Source organism: Streptomyces sp. NTD91, assembly GCF_059510455.1.
The window spans coordinates 155,668-172,815 of sequence record NZ_JCAJZW010000004.1; the positions used below are offsets into that span (position 1 = coordinate 155,668).

15 protein-coding genes are annotated in these 17,148 nt (G+C 72.6%); 3 read left to right on the plus strand and 12 right to left on the minus strand.

All coding sequences use genetic code 11. From position 1 onward, the window contains the following. Nucleotides 1-8 precede the first annotated feature (8 nt). The 7 genes from pheA to AC5WRT_RS06710 form a co-directional block, all read right to left on the minus strand. On the minus strand, nucleotides 9-944 hold the full coding sequence (gene pheA, locus AC5WRT_RS06680; RefSeq protein ID WP_496092134.1) for a prephenate dehydratase: 936 nt from the start codon (nucleotides 942-944) through the stop codon (nucleotides 9-11). Nucleotides 945-1,059: 115 nt separating this feature from the next. Then, nucleotides 1,060-2,334 carry an iron uptake transporter deferrochelatase/peroxidase subunit gene (gene efeB / locus AC5WRT_RS06685; RefSeq protein WP_496092133.1) on the minus strand — a complete coding sequence of 425 codons (1,275 nt, stop codon included), beginning with the start codon at nucleotides 2,332-2,334 and terminating at the stop codon, nucleotides 1,060-1,062. Nucleotides 2,335-2,342: 8 nt separating this feature from the next. Then, the gene (locus AC5WRT_RS06690; RefSeq protein WP_496092132.1) at nucleotides 2,343-4,376 is read right to left on the minus strand and encodes a copper resistance CopC/CopD family protein; all 2,034 of its coding nucleotides are present in this window, start codon (nucleotides 4,374-4,376) and stop codon (nucleotides 2,343-2,345) included. A 17-nt stretch (nucleotides 4,377-4,393) separates the two neighbouring features. Further along, entirely contained in the window at nucleotides 4,394-4,870 is a 477-nt protein-coding gene (locus tag AC5WRT_RS06695; protein ID WP_496092131.1) for a copper chaperone PCu(A)C, read from the minus strand. Next, nucleotides 4,867-5,520: an SCO family protein gene (locus AC5WRT_RS06700; RefSeq protein WP_496092130.1), complete on the minus strand. Its 654-nt coding sequence runs from the start codon at nucleotides 5,518-5,520 to the stop codon at nucleotides 4,867-4,869. The genes AC5WRT_RS06695 and AC5WRT_RS06700 overlap by 4 nt, the downstream gene beginning before the upstream one ends. Before the next feature lie 106 nt (nucleotides 5,521-5,626). Beyond that, nucleotides 5,627-6,385 (minus strand): YcnI family copper-binding membrane protein, encoded by a 759-nt coding sequence (locus AC5WRT_RS06705; protein ID WP_496092129.1) that lies wholly within the window; start codon nucleotides 6,383-6,385, stop codon nucleotides 5,627-5,629. Nucleotides 6,386-6,543: 158 nt separating this feature from the next. Continuing rightward, nucleotides 6,544-7,413 (minus strand): hypothetical protein, encoded by an 870-nt coding sequence (locus AC5WRT_RS06710; protein ID WP_496092128.1) that lies wholly within the window; start codon nucleotides 7,411-7,413, stop codon nucleotides 6,544-6,546. Between the two features lie 211 nt (nucleotides 7,414-7,624). Between AC5WRT_RS06710 and AC5WRT_RS06715 the strand changes: the two genes are divergently transcribed. Then, nucleotides 7,625-8,071, plus strand: coding sequence for an ATP-binding protein (locus tag AC5WRT_RS06715; protein WP_496092127.1), 447 nt, complete (start codon nucleotides 7,625-7,627; stop codon nucleotides 8,069-8,071). A gap of 74 nt (nucleotides 8,072-8,145) precedes the next feature. Here AC5WRT_RS06715 and pdxR read toward each other — a convergent pair whose 3' ends face one another. From pdxR to AC5WRT_RS06730, 3 genes are all read right to left on the minus strand, one after another. Beyond that, nucleotides 8,146-9,510 (minus strand): MocR-like pyridoxine biosynthesis transcription factor PdxR, encoded by a 1,365-nt coding sequence (pdxR, locus tag AC5WRT_RS06720; RefSeq protein WP_496100009.1) that lies wholly within the window; start codon nucleotides 9,508-9,510, stop codon nucleotides 8,146-8,148. A gap of 96 nt (nucleotides 9,511-9,606) precedes the next feature. Continuing rightward, nucleotides 9,607-11,091 (minus strand): aminopeptidase P family protein, encoded by a 1,485-nt coding sequence (locus AC5WRT_RS06725; RefSeq protein WP_496092125.1) that lies wholly within the window; start codon nucleotides 11,089-11,091, stop codon nucleotides 9,607-9,609. Between the two features lie 148 nt (nucleotides 11,092-11,239). Continuing rightward, nucleotides 11,240-12,640, minus strand: coding sequence for a PP2C family protein-serine/threonine phosphatase (locus tag AC5WRT_RS06730; RefSeq protein WP_496100010.1), 1,401 nt, complete (start codon nucleotides 12,638-12,640; stop codon nucleotides 11,240-11,242). 610 nt (nucleotides 12,641-13,250) lie between these two features. Here AC5WRT_RS06730 and AC5WRT_RS06735 point away from each other — a divergent pair. After that, nucleotides 13,251-13,937: a bifunctional DNA primase/polymerase gene (locus AC5WRT_RS06735; RefSeq protein WP_496092123.1), complete on the plus strand. Its 687-nt coding sequence runs from the start codon at nucleotides 13,251-13,253 to the stop codon at nucleotides 13,935-13,937. A gap of 271 nt (nucleotides 13,938-14,208) precedes the next feature. Then, nucleotides 14,209-14,916 carry a hypothetical protein gene (locus tag AC5WRT_RS06740; RefSeq protein ID WP_496092122.1) on the plus strand — a complete coding sequence of 236 codons (708 nt, stop codon included), beginning with the start codon at nucleotides 14,209-14,211 and terminating at the stop codon, nucleotides 14,914-14,916. A 250-nt stretch (nucleotides 14,917-15,166) separates the two neighbouring features. Here AC5WRT_RS06740 and AC5WRT_RS06745 read toward each other — a convergent pair whose 3' ends face one another. After that, nucleotides 15,167-16,132: a DUF5926 family protein gene (locus AC5WRT_RS06745; protein WP_496092121.1), complete on the minus strand. Its 966-nt coding sequence runs from the start codon at nucleotides 16,130-16,132 to the stop codon at nucleotides 15,167-15,169. 242 nt (nucleotides 16,133-16,374) lie between these two features. Continuing rightward, complete coding sequence (locus AC5WRT_RS06750) at nucleotides 16,375-17,013, minus strand: ATP-binding protein (protein ID WP_496092120.1); 639 nt, start codon at nucleotides 17,011-17,013, stop codon at nucleotides 16,375-16,377. Nucleotides 17,014-17,148: the final 135 nt, after the last annotated feature.

Genomic DNA, 17,148 nt, shown 5'->3' on the forward strand with positions numbered 1-17,148 from the left:
CGACCGCCTCAGAACCGCCCGTCCTGGCAGCGCGCCACCCAGTCCGCGGCCGCCACGAACTCCTCGTCCGACGTGCCCTGCCGGGTGGCCGGGGCCTCGGTCGGCGTGATGTCCGCGCGCGGATAGGAACCGAGGAACCGCACCTGGAGGCAGATGCGCTTCAGCCCCATCAGGGCCTCCGCCATCCGCCGGTCGGAGATATGGCCCTCGGCGTCGATGCAGAAGCAGTAGTTGCCGATGCCGGCGCCGGTCGGCCTGGACTGCAGCAGCATGAGGTTGATCCCGCGGGAGGCGAACTCGCCGAGCAGGTCGCGCAGCCCACCCGGGTGGTCGTCGCGCTGCCACAGCACCACCGACGTCTTGTCGGCGCCGGTCGGGGCGGCGGGCCGGGCCGGGCGGCCGACCAGCACGAACCGGGTCTGCGCGGTCTCCGGGAAGTCGTGGATCCCGGTCTCCAGGGCCTCCAGGCCGTAGCGTGCGGCGGCGAACTCGCCGGCGAAGGCGGCGTCGTAGCGGCCCTCCTGCACCAGCCGGGCGGCGTCCGCGTTCGAGGCGGCGGACTCCCAGTCGGCGTCGGGGAGATGGGTGCGCAGCCAGTTCCGTACCTGGGACTGGGCCGCCGGGTGGGCGGAGACGGTCTTGATGTCCGACAGCTTCGTGCCGGGGCGGACCAGCAGCGCGAAGGTGATCGACAGGAGCACCTCGCGGTAGATCATCAGCGGTTCGCCGGCGACCAGCTCGTCCAGCGTCGTGGTGATGCCGCCCTCGACGGAGTTCTCGATCGGGACGAACGCGGCCTCGGCCTCGCCGGTCCGCACCGCGTCCAGCGCGGACTGAACCGACACATACGGGACGAGCTCCCGAGTGGCCGCTTCGGGGAGCGTCCGCAGGGCCACCTCGGTGAAGGTGCCCTCGGGGCCGAGATACGCATAGCTCGCTGGCATGTCCTCACCCTAATGGCCGCGGCCGGGCCCGTCGTGCGCGTCTCAGGAAAGCCACTCGACCGGGTGGTTTGAATCCGGAAAACCGGCAAATGGCGTAACCCGGTTGCGCCCCGGATCAGCCCTCCAGCAATCGTTGTCCCACGTACTCGCCCTTCGCCGCCCCGCCCGGAACGGCGAACAGCCCGCTCGCCTCGTGCCGGATGAATTGGGACAGGGCGTCACCCCGGTCGAGCTTGCGCTGCACCGGTACGAAGCCCCGCAGCGGATCCGCCTGCCAGCAGACGAAGAGCAGGCCGGCGTCGGGAGTGCCGTCGGCGTCGAAGCCGTCATGGTAGGAGAAGGGGCGCCGCAGCATGGCCGCGCCGCCGTTCTTGTCGGGCCGGGTGATCCGGGCATGGGCGTTGAGAGGGACGACGTAGTCGCCCTTGGCGTCGGTCTTCTCCAGGTCCATCGGGGTCGTCTCGTCACCGCCGGACAGCGGCGCCCCGCTGGACTTCCGGCGCCCGATGACCGCCTCCTGGGCCGGCACCGACAGCTTCTCCCAGTCGTCCAGGAGCATGCGGATGCGGCGTACGACGGCGTAGGAGCCGTTCGCCATCCAGGCGGGTTCACCCGAGGCGGATACGAAGATCCGCTGGTCGAAGTCGGAGTCGGTCGGCTTCGGATTGCGGGTGCCGTCGAGCTGGCCCATGAGGTTGCGGGCGGTCATGGGGTGGGCGGTGGCGCCGGGGGTGCGGTTGAAGCCGTTCATCTGCCAGCGGACGCGGGCCGCGGAGCCGGCGTCCTTCTGGATCGCGCGCAGGGCGTGGAAGGCGGCCAGGGCGTCGTTCGCGCCGATCTGCACCCACAGGTCGCCGTCGCTGCGTGTCTTGTCGAGGCGGTCGGAGGAGAAGTCCGGCAGCGGGTCCAGCGCGGCCGGCCGCTGCTTCTCCAGTCCGGTCCTGCCGAAGAAGGAGTGTCCGAGGCCGAAGGTGATCGTGAGCGAGGACGGCCCGGCGTCACGGGACACATCCGTGTCGTCGTGCGGCGCCGGCTCGCCCGCCATCAGCCGCTCGGCCGTCGCCGACCAGCGGCGCAGCAGGGCCGCGGCCTCCGTGCGGCCGGCGCCCGCCGCCAGGTCGAAGGCGACCAGATGGCCGCACGCCTGGAGCCTCTCGGAGATGCCGGGCTGATGTTTCCCGTGAAACATCGCCCGGTCGGACCCCACGGACGTCAGCGGGGTGGCCGGCGTGGGCGCGACGGCATAGCCCACGGCAGCGCCGGCGGCGCCGAACACGAGCCCGGTGGCGCCCGCGGTGCCGAGCAGCGCGCGGCGGGACAGGCCGGTGGAACGGGATGCCTCCGACACCTCGGCGGACGTACGGGTCTGACGGACGGACTGGTCGGGCATGGTGTCGTTCAGCCGATCTGGGCGTTCTTGGAGACGGTCACCTGGTCGATGTCGGAGGTCCGCACGGTCACGGCGATCTTCCAGTCACCGGCCATGGGGATCTGCACGCCGCTCGCCGACCAGTGGCCGGTCGTGATGTGCTCGGGGGTCACGGGGAGCGGACCGATCTTCTTCGCCTCCAGGGTGAAGGCGACCTTCACCTCGGGGATGTCGAAGGCCTGGCCGCCCGGTCGCTGGATGTACACGTGCATCTCGTTGCCGCCCACACGCGCGGGGTCGAGGTCGACGCTGACGACACCCTTGCCGTTGGTGCCGCCGGTGTCGAAGGGCATGTCGAGGGTCAGCGCGCCGTTCGAGGACGCTGTGGCCGCGCCGGCGGCGGAGGAGGAGGCGGCCTTGGCGTCCAGTTCGGTACGGCCCGGTTCGGTCTGGGTGAGCCAGGTGGTGACGGCGAGCAGCACGACCGCGACGCCGGCCTCGGCGAGCACCGAGCGGCGCAGCCCGAAGCGGTTCCGGTCGCCGTCGCGCAGCCGCTTCTGCCGGGCGGCGGCCATCGCGGCCTGCTGCCGGGCGAGCTGGGCGGCGCGCCGGGAGTCGCCGGAGCCCGTGTCCTTGGCGGCCGCCTCGGACCCGCCTGTCTTCGCCGCGGTCGCCCTGGTCGCGCTGACGTGCTCCTTCTCGGGTTTCCCGGCGGTTGTGACCGCGGTGCCGGGCTCCCCGGCGTCGGCGGCCGTACCGGGGTCGTCGGTGAGCCGGGCCGTCCATCGGCGTGACACGGCGGCGATGCCCACCAGCAGCGCCACCAGCCCGATCTTGACCAGCAGCAGCTGCCCGTAGCGGGTGTCGGTGAACGCCGACCAGGAACCCAGCTGCCGCCAGGACTGGTAGGTGCCGGTCGCGACGAGTGCGACGACGGAGCCGAAGGCGACCCGCGAGAACCGGCGGACGGCGCCGGCCTCCACCGGCGTCTCGGCGGGCGCCCGGTACAGGGCGACCAGCAGGGCGGTGAGCCCGCCCAGCCAGGCGGCCACGGCGAGCAGGTGGACGACGTCGACGGGCATGGCGATGCCCGGCTGGAGCCCGACCGAGGCATGCTCGGCCATGGCCCAGCTGGTGGCGAGCCCGGCCGCGACGACCACACCGCCGAGGGTGAGCCCGAAGGCCAGGTCCCGCTTCTCCCGGCCCTCCTCCCCGGGATCGGGCAGTCCGCGCGAAGCGCCGTCGTTCGGGGTGGTTGTGGGTGACGGGCGGGTGTACGCGCCGAAGAGGACGGCGATGAACAGCGCGGCGGCGGCGAGCAGCAGCAGCCGGGAGACCAGGGCCGCGCCGGTCTTGGTCTGCAGCACCTGTCCGAGCAGACCGAGGTCGAAGACGTCTGCGACCTTGCCTGAAGTGGTGTAGGAGCCGCGCAGGAGGAGCAGCCACAGGGTGGCCGCGGTCAGCGTGAGCCAGCCGCCGACGACCAGCCGCTGCAAGGGCCGTACGCCCGCGCCGCGCTGCCAGCAGGCGAGCACGAAGGCCGCTCCGCCGACGAGCACGATGAAGCCGGCGTACGACGCGTATCGGCCGAAGGCGTAGAGCCCGCCGACGACTCCGCCGCCCGCGACCGGCCCGGTGGAGGAGACCACGGTCTGCGAGGGCGCCCCGATGGAGAAGGTGTAGGCGCCGGAGACGGGGTGGCTGTCGGCCGAGACGACCTGATAGGTGACCGTGTAGGTGCCCCTGGCCAGGCCGCCCTTGAGCTTCACGGCGTACGTCGTCCCGCTCAGGTTGGCCGGGCCGCCGGTCTGGACCGGCTTGCCCCGGGGGTCGAGGACGCGCAGGGAGTCGTCGTTCGTCGCCACCTTCTCGGAGAAGGTGAGTGCCACCTGGCTGGGTGCCTGCTTGACCACCACCCCCTGCGCGGGGTCGCTGCCGGTCAGCGCCGCGTGTGCGAAGGCCGGTGCGGCTGCGGTGAACAGCGCGCCGGTGACGGCGAGGAGCAGCAGCACGAGATTGCGCAGGCTGACCCGCTGTCCTTCGGGGGTGATGGTCCGCGTCACGGTGGTCGGTCCCTCCCTCAGTGGCCGGTCGACGGGTTGTACGTGGCGGACTTCACCGGCATCTCGACGGTGAGGGGCCCGGATTTGGCGAAGGTGAGCTTCACGGTGACCGTCTGGCCCTGTTTCGGCCGGCGCTTCAGCTTCTCGAACATCAGATGGTTGCCACCGCTTTTGAACACGAGTTGACCGTGGGCGGGTATGGCGAAGGAGCTCTTCTCCTGCATGGCGCCGCCCATGGTGCTGTGCATGGTGACCTGGTCGGCGTCGGCGCTGGTCACCCCCGTCAGCTCGTCCGCGGTGCCGCCCTTGTTGGTGATCGTCAGAAAGCCGGCGGCCATGTCGGTGGCGACGGGCTGCGGCATGTACGGCCCGCTCACCGACAGATCGGCCTTGGCGCCGGAGGCGGAGCCGGAGCAGCCCGCGAGAGCCAGTGCCCCGGCCAGCGCGGCGGCCGCGGTCACGAGGGCCGGACGGCGCCTCGCAGGCCGCCTCACGGGTTCGCCCCCTTGACGAGCTTGGGCAGGTCCTTCGTGTAGTCGTCGACGGTGGCGCCCTCGCCGTAGAGGACGTAACCGCCGTTCGTCTTCGGGGAGAAGACGATGACCTGGGTGCCGTGGACGGAGACGAGCTTGCCGTTCTTGTCCTTCGTCGTCGGCTCTACGGAGATGCCGACGGACCGGGCGCCGGCCTGGATGGTGGCGAAGTCGCCGGTCAGGCCGATGAACTGCGGGTCGATGCCCTTGAGCCACTTGCCCAGCTCGGCCGGGGTGTCGCGGCCGGGGTCGGTGGTGACGAAGACGACCCGGAGGTCGTTCTGCTCGGCCTTGGGCAGCTTGGACTTGGCGACGGCGATGTTGCTCATCGTCGTCGGGCACTCGTCGGGGCAGTGGGTGTAGCCGAAGTAGAGCAGGGTCGGGTGGCCCTGGGTCTCCTTGCGGAAGTCGTACTTCTTGCCGTGGGTGTCGGTGAGGACGAGGTCCGGCTTGTCGAAGGGCTGGTCGAGGACGGTGGCGGCCTTGCCCGAGTCGGACTCCTCCGAGACCACGGAGACCGGCGACCTGCCGTCGTTCCCGCTGCCGCATGCGGAGAGGGTCAGGGTGGCGGCGGCGAGCAGCGCGGCCGCGGCGAACGTCTTCTTGCGCATAGAAAAATGTCCCAGATGTGAGTTCTCCGGTGCGCACCGGGGGTCGTGCGATGGCCAGGACAGCGTCGCACGCGCCGTACGGCTCCCGAGCGCGGTCCGGAACGGCTTATGCGGTTCGGCGGCGGCCGGCGAGGACGCCGTAGGCGACGCCCGCGACGCCGACGGCGATGCCGACGACGGCGAGGAGGCGTGCGGTGGTGTCGGTGTCGTCGGAGCCGGTCGCGGCGGCCGCGTTCGCGGTCCTGGCGGAGGTGTCCTGGGCGGTCGCCGTGTCCTGGTCGTCGGCCGCGGCGGACAGGTGCAGCACCGGCGCCGGGTTCTCCGGCTCGTCCTGGCCGGCCTGCGGCACCTCGATCCAGCGCACGACCTCCTTGTCGGAGTACGTCTGGATCGCCTTGAAGACCAGCTGGTCGGTGTCCTCGGGAAGTGCGCCGAGGGAGAGCGGGAACTTCTGGAAGTAGCCGGGCCGGATGCCCTTGCCGTCGGTGGCGGTCCAGGTGACCTTGGCGACGGCCTGATCGATCTTCTCGCCGTGCACGGTCAGGGGCTTGTCCAGCTTGGCCTTGGTGACCTTCACGTCCCAGCCGGCGACGGGCTCGGGCATGACCGAGGCGAGCGGGTGGTCGGCAGGGAAGTCGACCTCGACCTCGGTGGTCGAGGCGGTGTCGCGCTCGTTGGGGACCTTGACGTCGACGACCGTGTAGCCGCCCTTGGCCGCCGTGCCCTCCGGCTGCACGGAGACGTGCGCGAAGGCGGGGACGGACAGGGCGAGCACGGCCGTGCCCGCGACGGCTCCTGCTGCGGCGACACGGGAGAGGGCGCGCCGGGAGACGGCGCGGCGAGGGGTGATACGAGAAGCCTGCATGGCAGGGGCACTCCACTCCGAGAGTTCTTGCGTTCGGGTGACGAAGAGAGGTACGCGTGCGTGGCCGTGCCGTTCGGTGGGCGCACGGCGTGCACGCCTGCGTGCCGCGCGACCGCGGCAGCCCTCTCCGCCGGATCGGTGGAGTGGTGCGCGTCGCGTCAGGCGGCGAGACGGAAATGGGCGGCGGGCGGGCCGCGCCGGATCACCGTGTGCTGGAGTGTGATGCTGTGCGGGCCGGGTGCCGCGTCCAGGGCGGTACGGCGGCCGCGCGGGAGGAGCTCGGAGGCGGGCAGAAGCCCGGCGCACAGGGCGCACGCCAGCGCGAGCGCCGCGCGCAGGGACCGTACGAGCGCCCCCTCCGTGACTCCGTGCGCCGACAGTTCGATCAGCCGCAGCAGCGCCAGGTCGCCGCGGCGCAGCAGCCAGCCCGCGGCAACGGCCGCGAGCACGTGACCGAGCAGCATGGGCAGCGAGGGAAGCAGCGCGGCGGAGGAGCCGGTGGCGTCGTACGCGTGGCGCATGCCGCCCGGGGCGCCCGCGGGCCGGCCGGAGCGGTCGATGAGGCGGGCGGCGACCAGCACGTGGAAGGCACGCCCGGGGGTGAGCGCCGCCGGGTGCGCCCCGCACAGGAGCCGCGCGGCCTGCTCGACCAGCGCGGTGTCGCTCAGTGAGGGGCCGCGAGCGCTCGGAGCCCCCGTCGCCGTGCCGCGCGTCATGGCACTGGTCATGCCGCCGGATGCCACGGCGGTCCCGTGCTGCCCCAGCCCGAACAGCGTGTGCAGTGCGGTCTGGCCGAGCGCGAGGAGCGCGGCGATGCCCGGCAGCGAGCGGATCCGGCCCGCGAGTGGCACTACGAGCAGCAGACACCCGAGGAAGCCCGCGCCCAGCGTCCACAGCGGCACGCTCGCGCAGGAGGCGAGGGTGTGCCCGCACGCGGCCAGCACGACGCAGACCGCGGCGAACACCGCGGCCCGCAGGATCCGGAGCCCGGCTCCGGGACGCGCCGTGTGCGGGTGGGGGGCAGTCATGGCGGCCTCATCATCGCACTGGGCCGCCGGGCGTCGTACGGCAGGGCGCGGATGCGCGGCGCACGGCGGGGCCGGGAGAACGTCCCTCATACACCGATTCCTCCCCCGGCGCATCGGCCGTATGGGCGGAGTCACGTCGACTGTACGCTTACGGCCGCCTACGGGCGGCAATACGTATCGGTATGTCGAGCCGCGGCCAGGAGGCTGGAGCATGAGCATCTGGTGGTCACTCCATCTGCGCCGCGAGGCCGCGAGCGTGCCGCTTGCCCGGCGGCTGCTGATGGGCACCATGGAGACGGCGGGCGTCGACCCCGAGATCTCCTACGACCTGTCCGTCGCGTTGACCGAGGCCTGTGCGAACGCCGTCGAGCACGGTGGAACCGCGTCGCACGGTGGCTGCTCGGAGGCGTACCGGGTGACGGCGTACCTCGACGGCGAGAAGTGCCGGATCGAAGTGACCGATTCCGGACCGGGGTTCCCGCCCACCCAGGAGATTCGCCCCGCCCGCCCCGACGCCGAACACGGCCGCGGGCTCTGTCTCATCAAGGAACTCGCCGATCACGTGCACATCGGCGCCAAGCCTGGCCGGGGCGGCACCGTGGTCAGCTTCGACAAGATCCTCAAGTGGACGAAGGATCCCTCGCTGCTGACGGCTTAGTGCGGGCGGCCGGACCGGAAGCGGACACGGCGGCCGGGGCGGTCGCAGGTGTGCGGCGGACGACCGAACGCCCGTCACCCCAACACGTTCGCCAGCACCTCCAGCGCCTCCGGATACACCCGCTCCCGCGGTGTGCCGTAGCCGACGACCAGGCCTTGCGGGCGGCCTTCGGCCGGGCGGTGCCAGTGTGTGCCGAGGGCACCGAGGGCGAGCCCCTCCGCCTCCGCCCGCGCCAGCACCTCCGCCTCGTCGGGCACGTCGATCAGCGCGTGCAGCCCCGCAGCGATCCCGTGCACGCTCCGGCCCGCACCCAGCCGGTCCAACAGCTGGTCCCGGCGGCGCCGGTAGCGCAGCCGGCACGCGCGCACGTGCCGGTCGTAGGCATGGCTGTCGATCAGTTCGGCGAGCGCCAGCTGACCGATGGTCTCGGTGTGGTGGTCGCTGTGCAGCTTGGCATCGGCGACCGCGTCGACCAGGTGCGCCGGCAGCACCATCCAGCCGAGGCGCAGGGCGGGGCCGAGCGTCTTGGAGGCGGTGCCCAGATACACCACCTGGCCCGGTGCCATGCCCTGGAGCGCGCCGACCGGCTGACGGTCGTAGCGGAACTCCCCGTCGTAGTCGTCCTCGACGATCAGTCCGCCACGCGCGCGTGCCCAGTCGCCGAGCGCCCGCCGCCGCTCCGGGTGCAGGGTCACCCCGGTCGGGTACTGGTGCGCCGGGGTGACCACCACGGCCGTGGCCTCGCCCAGCTCCTCGGGGCGCACCCCCCGCGCGTCCACCGGCACCGGCAGGACCGTTCCGCCATTGCGCCGCACGACCTCCCGGTGGAACGGCAGCCCGGGATCCTCCATCGCGACGGCCGCGCCGTCCAGTACACGGGTGAGCAGCGCGAGGCCCTGGACGTACCCGGAGGTGATGACGATCCGCTCCGGGGGTGCCATGACTCCGCGGGCCCGGCCCAGGTAGCCCGACAGGGCCGTGCGCAGTTCGACGCGGCCGCGCGGGTCGCCGTAGTCGTACGCCAGTGAGGGCGCGGTCGCGATGGCCCGGCGCAGCGCGCGCAGCCAGGCCGCCGCCGGGAACGCGCCGACGTCCGGGCTGCCGGGGCGCAGATCGAAACGCGGGGCACGCGTGTGTGCGTGAACCTGCGGGGCCCCGACGTCCGGGGAGGGCGGCAGCGGCGCGACCCGGGTACCCGATCCCTGCCGAGCCGTCAGATACCCTTCGGCCACCAACTGGTCGTACGCCGCCTTCGTCGTGCCGCGGGAGACACCGAGGTCCGCGGCGAGCCGCCGGGTGGCGGGCAGCCGCGTCCCGGGCGCGAGCCGCCCGTCCCGGACGGCGTCCCTGAGAGCCCGCTCCAGCCCGGTACGGCGGCCGTCCGCCGCGTCGGAATCGAGGTACAGGTCCACACCCACACCGGTCCAGAAGTCCTCCACGAACACCCTCCCCCCCCACGTACGTGAATCCATCGCGCGTGTGCGGGACACGCGGATGGCCGGGCACGGTCGGGTGCCCGGCCATCGGTGTCCGACTCAGCCCTTCAGCGACCCCATCCAGGCCTCGACCTCGTCGGAGCGGCGCGGCAGGCCCGCCGAGAGGTTCCGGTTGCCGTCCTCGGTGACGAGGATGTCGTCCTCGATCCGGACGCCGATGCCGCGGTACTCCTTCGGCACGGTCAGGTCGTCGGCCTGGAAGTACAGGCCCGGCTCGACGGTGAGCACCATGCCCGGCTCCAGCGTGGCGTCGACGTACGTCTCGGTGCGCGCGGCGGCGCAGTCGTGGACGTCCATGCCCAGCATGTGGCCGGTGCCGTGCAAGGTCCAGCGGCGCTGCAGGCCCAGCTCGAGGACGCGCTCGACCGGGCCCTCGACCAGGCCCCACTCGACGAGCTTCTCGGCCAGCACGCGCTGGGCGGCGTCGTGGAAGTCGCGGTACTTGGCGCCCGGCTGCACGGCCGCGATACCGGCCTCCTGGGCCTCGTACACGGCGTCGTAGATCCTCTTCTGGATCTCGGTGTACGTGCCGTTGACCGGCAGCGTGCGCGTGACGTCGGCGGTGTAGAGGGTGTGGGTCTCCACGCCCGCGTCCAGCAGCAGCAGGTCGCCGGAGCGGACCGGGCCGTCGTTGCGGACCCAGTGCAGGGTGCATGCGTGCGGGCCGGCGGCGCAGATGGAGCCGTAGCCGACGTCGTTGCCCTCCACACGCGCGCGGAGGAAGAACGTGCCCTCGATGTAGCGCTCGGACGTCGCCTCTGCCTTGTCGAGGACCTTCACGACGTCCTCGAAGCCGCGGACCGTGGAGTCGACGGCCTTCTGCAGCTCGCCGATCTCGAACTCGTCCTTGACCAGCCGCATCTCGGAGAGGAAGACGCGCAGCTCCTCGTCGCGCTCGGCGGTGACCTTGTCGGTCAGCGCGGCCTCGATGCCGGCGTCGTGGCCACGCACCACCCGCACCGGGCCGGTGGCCCCGCGCAGCGTGTCGGCCAGCTCGCGCACATCGGCGGCCTTGATGCCGTACAGCGCCTCGGACTCGGCGAGGGAGTGGCGGCGGCCGACCCACAGCTCGCCCTGCCCGGAGAGCCAGAACTCGCCGTTCTCGCGGTTCGAGCGGGGCAGGAGGTAGATCGTCTCCTCGTGGCCGTCGCTCCTCGGCTCCAGGACCAGGACCCCGTCCTCGGTCTGGTTGCCGGTGAGGTAGGCGTACTCGACGGAGGAGCGGAAGGGGTACTCGGTGTCGTTCGAGCGGGTCTTCAGGTTGCCGGACGGGATGACCAGGCGCTCGCCGGGGAAGCGGGCGGAGAGCGCGGCGCGGCGGCGGGCGGTCTCGGCGGCCTGCGGGACCGGCTGCAGGTCACGCAGCTCCGTGTCGGCCCAGCCGGACTTCATGTTCTCGGCCAGCTCGTCGGAGACGCCCGGGTACAGGCCGTTCTTCCGCTGCTTGATGGGCTCCTCGGCCTCGGTCTCCGGGCCCTCCGCGGTAGCGGAGTCGGGCACAGCCGGGTTGAGCTCGTCGGACACGTGATCCTCCTCGATACGCCATCTGATCTCCCCCGGGCCCGCGACGCTCCTGCTTGTGGCCGAGCGGGGACCTCCATCATCGTACGGTCGTACCGGGGTGCGGCCGGGGCCGGATGCCCTGTTATGCCCCCTCATGCAAGCCGGGCACTCAGTCGAAGCGGGCCGCCAGCAGCACCACGTCCTCCTCGCTGTCGGCCGCGTCCAGGCCGTCGGGGAGGACCGTGCGCAGGACGTGGTCGGCGACGGCGCCGGGGTCCTGGCGCAGCGCGCGCGGGACGCTCGCGGCGGCCGTGCGCAGCCGGGCGAACGCACGGTCCACGGCCTCGCCGGTACGGTGCAGCAGCCCGTCGGTGTAGAGCAGAACCGTCTCTCCGGCTTCGGCCTGGATCTCCACGCTGGGCGCCTCCCAGCAGGCGAGCATGCCGAGCGGCGCGGAGACGGAGGTCTCGGCGAACTCGGTGCGCCGCTCGCCGATCAGCAGCGGCGGGCTGTGGCCGGCGCCGGCCAGCGTGATCTTGCGCAGGGCCGGCTCGCAGTAGGCGAACAGCGCGGTGGCCGAGCGGGCGGGCTCGGTCAGCCGCAGCAGCAGCTCCAGGTCGGACAGGACGGCGACCGGGTCCTCGCCCTCCATCACGGCGTACGCGCGCAGGGAGGCGCGCAGCCGGCCCATCGCGGCCACGGCGCTCGGGCCCGAGCCGGTGACCGAGCCGACGGAGAGGCCGAGCGCGGCGTCCGGGAGCGACAGCGCGTCGTACCAGTCGCCGCCGCCGCGCGGGCCGGTGCGGTGCCGGGCGGCGAGCTGGACGCCGGGGACGCGGGGCAGCCGGGTGGGCAGCAGCTCCTCGGCGATGGTCGCCGCACGCGCGCGCCCGCGCTCCACCTCCACCAGCCGGGCGAGGTGCTCGGTGGCGTGCCGGACATAGAGGCCGGCGAGGTGGCGTTGCCGCTCGTTCGGTTCGGCCGGTTCGTCGTAGAGCCAGACGACGGAGCCGAGGCGGCCGGCGGAGTCGGTGACGAGGGGAAGCGCGTAGCTGGCGGCGTAGCCGAGACGGGCGGCGACCTGCCGGTGCCGGGGGTCGAGGCCGTCCTCGGCGAGCAGATCGGGGTGGAGGACCTCGGCGGCCGCTCCGGTGTCGTACGGCAGCGCGCCGTGCGGGACGGTCTCGATGTGGCCGAGATCGGCGCGGCCGAGGCCCAGGCCGAGGGTGGTGCGGGGACCGAGTCCGTCGCCCGGTTCCAGGACGGCGAGGCCGCGGCGGGCGCCGACCAGGGCGGCTCCGGCGCGCAGCAGTTCGTGGAGGGCGGGATCCAGGGCGTTCGTGCGGGACAGGCGCTCGGTGAGTTCGTGGAGGGTCGTGAGGTCCGAGACCCAGCCGGCCAGCCGGTCCTGGAGGAGGGCGCCGGGAGCGGGGGTGTTCGGGGCCGGGACGAGCGCGGGGTCGGGGGAGGGACCGGAGCCGGGGGCGGGGGGAGCGGGCGCGACAGTGTGTGCGGGTGGCGGAACCGGTGGGTCGATTCCAGCCACTTTCGGAGGGTGCGGGGCGTTCATGGTGCCCGGCCTTCAGACCGGTGCGTATTGCTGAAAAGCATCGCAAACCCCCATGTCATTCTGCGCCGCTAGCAGTGTCTCCACATGTACACGCACTCGTGAGGAGATGTCCAGCATTGTCCTGCGGGGATTCCTGGTGTCCATGGGCCTGACGAGGTTTCTCCCCGAACCCCTTGCCTTACCGCCAAGTTGGCTGAAAACTGCACCAGGTATCGGTCCATTGCGGTCGACTGGCCTTGCTCCACGGAGCGTCACAGCGGTCGTGATGGGTACGTACTCGGAGAAGGCCAGGGGTGGTTGGGGACCACCCGGAACCTGGCGACGGACCCGGGCGTCATAGCCACCGACGGCCGAGCCCCATCCTCCCTGGCGGAGGCGGAGAGAACCACGCGCGACGGCAAAACGCCAGACTTCGCCACCCCCGCGCCGCGACCGTGCTTTTGCCAGACACCCACGGAGGCGGACGCGGCCCGTGCTCGACCCCTTGGGGTTCCCCCTGTCGTGCGCAGGGGTGTGATGCGCCAACAGGTACGCACAGTGAAGTGATCGACACATGATGTGATGTGGACCACGGTGTTGCCAGCGGTGCAACGGAAAGGAACGAGCGCTCATGCGCGAGATCCTCGGAAGGCGACGCAGGCTCCTGTCCAGGCGGAACGACGGGAAGCCCGGACGGAACGACGGGAAGGCCGAGCTGATCGGTGCGGCTCTGACCTTCGCGACCGAGTGGCAGTGGCCCCTGCTCCCGGGCGTGGCCCCGGACCCGCAGGGCCGGGCCCGGTGCGGTTGCCCCGATCCGGAGTGCACGGTGCCCGGTGCGCACCCCTTCGATCCCGGCCTGCTGGCGGCCACGGCCGACGCGCGCATGGTGCGCTGGTGGTGGACCAACCGGCCGAGCGCGCCCATCGTCCTGGCCACCGGGGGCAAGGCGCCCTGCGCGGTCAGCCTGCCGGCGCTCGCCGCCTCCCGCGCGCTCGCCCTGCTCGACCGGCGGGGCATGCGCCTCGGCCCGGTGATCGCCTCCCCGACCCGCTGGGCCCTGCTCGTACGGCCCTACTCCATGGAGCAGTTGGGCGAACTCCTCTACGCCAAGGACTTCGTCCCCGGCTCCCTGCGCTTCCACGGCGAGGGCGGCTACCTCGCCCTGCCCCCGTCCGAGACCGGCGAGGGCGCCGTCCGCTGGGAGCGGGCCCCGCTGCCCGGCTCGGCCGCGCCCTGGGTGCCCGACGTGGAGGCTGTGGTGGACGCCGTGGTCGACGCCCTCACTCGTACGGGTGTGAGCGCGCCCGAGTTGTAGGGGTGTCGGGCGCGGGCGGGGCGGGCGAGCCCCGCTCGCTCGTTATCTTCCGCACATGCTGCGAATGTCTGGGGGGCACGGGGGACACGGCCGTCGGAACTCCGGGAGGCCTTCTTGGGGCCATGGCCGTGGGGTCCTTGGGTGGGCTTCGAGAGGGTGCGGGCGCGGGGGATCCGAGGAGCCCGTCCGAGGCCGCGCCCGCCGGGCTACCGGCCGGCACGGTATCCGGTCGCCCCGGCACGGGGCGCGGGCGGCGCAGGTGTGGCCGTCGGTGTGGTGGCCGGCGCTGTCGTGGGGACGGGATCCCCGGAACCTGCGGCTGATCGCGCTCGCCGCCGCCGTGACGGCCGCGGTCGTGCTGCCGCTGGCCGTGGCCTCAGCGGGCCCGGTGGGCAGGGCGGCCCGGCAGGCGGTGGACGGGAAAGCCGCGGGCGCCGAACGGCCCCCGGGGCGGCCCGGCGCCTCCGGAGACGAGCATGCCGCCGGTTCCGAGGGCGGCGCCTGGACCGGGAGTGCCGCCGGCTCGGAGGGTGCCGCCGATTCCCGGGGCACCACCGGGGCCGGGGAGACCCGGGCGCCCTCGCTCGACGCAGGTCTCCGGCTGCTCGGGATCGGTCTGGCCACCGTCACGCGCTGCGGTCCCCAGCTCACCTCCCCCGCCGGCATCGAGGCGCAGACGTGTGTGCTGACCCGGGGCACCGACACCTGGGCCCGCACCTACTACCGCAACTCCACCGGCGAGTCGCTGGACTCCGCGCTCAGCCTGATGGGGCCGGACGACCGCAGCGTGCAGATGAGCTGTGTCACGAGCACCGACGACGAGCCCGCCACCTGCGAGACACCGCATGAGCGCAGCCGGGGCGGCATGGACGCCTACACGGCCGTCACCGAGTTCTCCGCGCACGGGAGGGACGGTGCGCTGCTGCTGCGCTCGGGCAGCGACACGGCCGACGCAGACGGCAACACCGGTTCAGCCTAAGGGAGTTGACGATCCGCGCCGCCCCGTGCACGGGCGCGGACATGGAAAGACCCGGTTGCTGGCGACGGGGGATGCACCAGCAACCGGGCTACTGGAACGGTAACAAGAGATCGGCGGTTCGCAAATTCCGCGTCGGTCATTCGGCCAACGATTTTCCCGTCGTCAAGCGGAGTTGTGACAGGAGTCACCCCGTGCGGCGGCCGTGCGCGCGCCTCACCGACCGTTCAGTCGCCGGGCGCGCGCGGCGGCGTCAGCTGAGCGTGACCTGCCGGTTGGTCAGCCCACCGCGGGCCCGGCGCTCGTCCACGGTGAGCGGCTCGGTGACGGCCAGGGCGGCGGCGAGCCGCTCGGCGAACTCGGCGGCCGGCTTCTCCACGTCGTCCGCCGTGACGCCGCTCGGCAGGTCCCAGACGGGCACGGTGAGGCCGTGAGCACGGAAGGAGCCCACGAGCCGGGTGCCCTCACCCAGGTGGGAACGGCCCGCCGCGTGCAGCCGCGCGAGAGCGTCCAGAAGCTGCTCCTCGGGATGCGGCATCACCCAGCGCAGGTGGTTCTTCTCCGGGGTCTCGCACCAGTAGGCGGCGTCCACGCCCGTCAGCCGCGCCGTCGGGATGGCGGCGTCGTTGGCCCGCGCCAGGGAGGCGGTCACCTCGGGCGTGGCGTTCTCCACGTCCGGCACCCAGAACTCGAAGCCGCTCTGCACGACCGGCTCGAGGGGCACGGAGAGGTCGAGCACATCCTGCAGCCGCGGACCGTCGGCCGGGGCGCGGCGGCCCTGCACCGGGGTGCCGGGCTCGGCCTTCAGGGCGCGCTGGAGGGTGTCGGCGAGGTCGCGGCTGAGGTCGCCGGAGGCCGTGTCGTTCTGCAGGCCGAGCAGGACCGAGCCGTCGTCGCGGCGCAGTGCGGGCCAGGCCATCGGCAGCACCGTGGCCAGAGTGACCGAGGGAACACCCTCGGGCAGGCCGTCCTTCAGGCGCAGCTCGGCCGTCGCGGCCGGCACCAGCTCGCGCAGGGCCACCCAGTCGCACTCACCGGGCAGCCCCTCGAACGGGCGATGCACCAGCTCGGTGACCGCGTGCGCCGCGGCCCGGCCGTGGCACGCCTTGTAGCGCCGGCCGCTGCCGCAAGGGCAGGGCTCGCGGGCGCCGACCACCGGGATCTCCGCATCGCTGAGCTGCGGCCGCTCGGCCTTCGTCTGGGGTCGCTTCTTGGCCATGATGGGATCTCCCGGTTACGGCTTTTCCTGTACGGGCGGGAGCCTAGCCGTTCAGACCTTGACCGTCGGGAACCTGTGGACAACGCACGCCCGCTCGACTCCGTCGGTGTGAACCTGCGGAGAACCGCGGTCCGTCCGCGCCGTGGATCCACGCCCTTCGTCGCATCCACCGGCGCGTTCCCACTCGCCCGTACGACCGCCGGATCAGGCTCACGGTCGGCTCCTTCGGCCCTGTCCCCCGGTCAGTCGAGTTCCTCGAACACGTCCGCGAAGTCCAGGTCGGGCATGTCCGGGAGTGCGGGGGAGGTGACGCGCGTAGCGAAACCGTCCCGTCGGCACCGCGCGTCGGGATCGTGGACGTCCTCGTGCACGACCACCCAGACCGTCACCTCGCCGTGGACGTCGTCGCGGACGCCCCAGTCGTCGGCGAGCGCGGTGATGATGTTCAGCCCCCGGCCGCCGTGCGCGGTCACCGACGGCGTGGCCGGTGCCGGACGGGTGGGACCGCCGCCGTCCGTCACCTCGACGATGAGCCGGCCCCGCGCGTCGACCCGCCACGCGGCGCGCACGTCGCCGTCGCCGGCCATCGCGTCGCCCAGGGGCCGCCCGTGCTTGCAGGCATTGCTCAGAAGTTCGGAAAGGATCAGTACGGCATCGTCGATGACCGATTCGGACACGCCACCGCTGCGCAACTGCGAACGCATTCGGTGCCTCGCCATCCCCACGCCCGCAGGGCCATGGGGAACGGCCATGCTCGACGACGTGGGCACCTCCTGTGCCACCACCAACGCCACCCCCGAGACCTCCTTTGCCCCACGCCACGGTGTGGATGCCCCATTGGCCTGTACCGGAAACCGGCCAATCCCCTTCCGGTGACGCATTCGCAACGGCCCTGTACGGAGCGAACGCGCCGGAGCACTCCCTGTGACGAAGGCCTTTCCTCTGGTCGTCGTATGGCTGGATTTCAGTGGTGTGGCCGATGTGGAGGATTCAGCAGCGGCACAGCCGGGTCAAGG